The organism is Alexandriicola marinus, from assembly GCF_004000435.1.
GTDB lineage: Bacteria > Pseudomonadota > Alphaproteobacteria > Rhodobacterales > Rhodobacteraceae > Alexandriicola > Alexandriicola marinus.
In genome coordinates this window covers 1-2,241 of record NZ_RBVZ01000046.1, presented here as the reverse complement: position 1 = coordinate 2,241, position 2,241 = coordinate 1, and the positions used below count along the sequence as shown (strand labels likewise).

The window sequence follows — 2,241 nt, the reverse complement described above, 5'->3', positions numbered from 1 at the left end:
GGACCACTCGATGGGGGCAGACCAGGAGGACGAGATCATTTCGCGAATGCTTCGTGTTGGCAGTTGAAAGCTTGAAGAGGTAATCATGGTCTCCAACCGACGAATTGTATCGCGAGGTGAGTTGGAGTGGATCGACCCCATTGATCCGTCGTGGCCGGTATTCATCGCCTGCATGAGGTCAAACGCTTCACCGCCACGCACCTCCCCCACAATTATGCGATCGGGTCGCATACGAAGGCAGTTCTTTACCAGATCCTGCATCCGCACCTCACCCTCGCCTTCAAGGTTCGGAGGACGCGTTTCAAGGCGGACAGTGTGCGGCTGTTGCAGCTGAAGTTCGGCCGCGTCCTCGCACGTCACAATGCGCTCTTCTTCATCAATGTATGCGGTCAGGCAGTTCAGGAGTGTGGTCTTCCCGGAGCCGGTTCCCCCGGAAACGATGACATTGCAGCGTGTCCGTGCGATCACCCGGAGGATATCCGCGACGTCCGGGGTGAGCGATCCGAACATGACCAAATCATCAAGTGTCAGACGCTGCTTTCGGAACTTACGGATTGTAAGAGTCGGGCCATCCAGCGACAGCGGATGGATAATGATATTCACCCTTGATCCATCAGGAAGTCGCGCGTCAGCGATCGGGCTGCTTTCGTCGACCCGCCGTCCAACCTGCGAGACGATTCTCTGGCAAACGTTCAGCAGGTGGTCGCGGTTCTTGAAACGAACGTCTGTCTTCTTTACCCGTCCGCCGACTTCTATGAATACATTCCGAGGCCCATTGACCATGATGTCGGTTATTTCATCCCGGACAAGCAGTTCCTCGAGCGGGCCATAGCCCAGGACGTCATCTGCGAGCGATTCTACGATTTGCTCGGCAAGGTAAGGGGGGATATCGCCTACGCGACGACTGATGATCCCATTCGCTATCCTGTTGACCTCACCACGCGCCTCGTCCGGCGTCATCTCGTTAATCTCATCGATATCGATCAGCTCAACGAGGGCCGTACGAACTTCTTCCTTTACGGCGTAGAAATATTCCTGATCATCCGAGTCTCGATCATCGACCAGATCGTTTGAATTTCTAAAATTCGACCCTTGGGAAACTGCGGAAGCCTGAACCGGATCAGGTTTCGATCGTCTCGCCTTACCGAATGCCACCACGTTTCTCCAAGCGTTCAGAGACCTACAGAACGATAGGTCTTTTTATTACAGCCAAACGTCACCTTTGCCGTCTGCTATCTATTACCGGCAATCCATACGCAGCGCGCTGGAAAAGCGTACTACCACACGAAATCGGGGACCTCGTTACGAAGCCCCCGCATCTCAAAGGTAAGCCTATGAGAAGGCCCCCACGAATTTTCGCCCGGACTTATTCCGGAAGTGCGCCGGCCAGGTCCGTAAACACGCCAGCAACGTCAAACGTTGCACCCTCAACGCGTCGTATCAACACCTTTGGCATTACCAACCACACCCTGCTCCGCTGGTCCCAAGCAGCCCCGATCTCTCCCACCGGTCCGGGTTCGGGACGGACGCCTGCCTTCGACACGCCGCAAGTTGATGCTTGGTTGCACGACGCAGCCGCCTGACCGGCCGGTCTGGTCCGAAAGTGGGACAGGCCGACTTCTTGACACCGTGTCAGCTCGAGAAGCGGCCTTGTCCGACTGTCCCGAAGGACGTTGACACGCAGAGTTGTCGCCTTAGTGTCAACGTTGTCAAATTCTTGTGGACGATATCCAGTGCCTGTTACAATGAAGGAAGTCGCCGCCTTGGCAGGCGTGTCGATCAAGACCGTCTCCCGGGTTGTCAATAAGGAAGGGGCTGTCGCCGAAGAGACACGCCGCCTCGTTCAGGACGCTGTCGAACAACTGAAATTCCGACCGAACCAGTTGGCGCGCGGCCTCGTCAAGCAGCGGTCCGGATCCATCGGGTTGGTCGTTACGAACATGTCCAACATGTTCTATTCCGAGATGACTCAGGAAATCATGTTGGCCGCGCGGGCTCGGGGAAACCATGTTCTTGTCGCAAGCCATCTGGGTGATCCCGCGGAACAGGCAGAGGTCGTCGCCTCGCTGATCTCGCAAGGGGTGGACGCGATATTGATCTACCCGGAAATGGGCGGTGACGCAAAGCTGTTCGAAGTGGCTGAAGGATTCGGTCCGTTTGTCCTGATGGATCACATTCTGCCGATTGCAGAGTCGTATGAGAACATTTTCCTATTACAATCAGATATTTCCGATGGAATTG

The 2,241-nt window shown here is 55.6% G+C and carries 2 protein-coding genes; one reads left to right on the top strand and one right to left on the bottom strand.

Annotation, left to right across the window (positions count from 1 at the left end; all coding sequences use genetic code 11):
- Positions 1 to 1,155 (bottom strand): TadA family conjugal transfer-associated ATPase (locus EP376_RS22555; RefSeq protein WP_240652496.1); only part of this gene is annotated, 1,155 nt, incomplete at its 3' end.
- 590 nt (positions 1,156 to 1,745) lie between these two features.
- Here EP376_RS22555 and EP376_RS22550 point away from each other — a divergent pair.
- On the top strand, positions 1,746 to 2,241 hold a 496-nt coding region (locus tag EP376_RS22550; protein ID WP_164745060.1), incomplete at its 3' end, for a LacI family DNA-binding transcriptional regulator.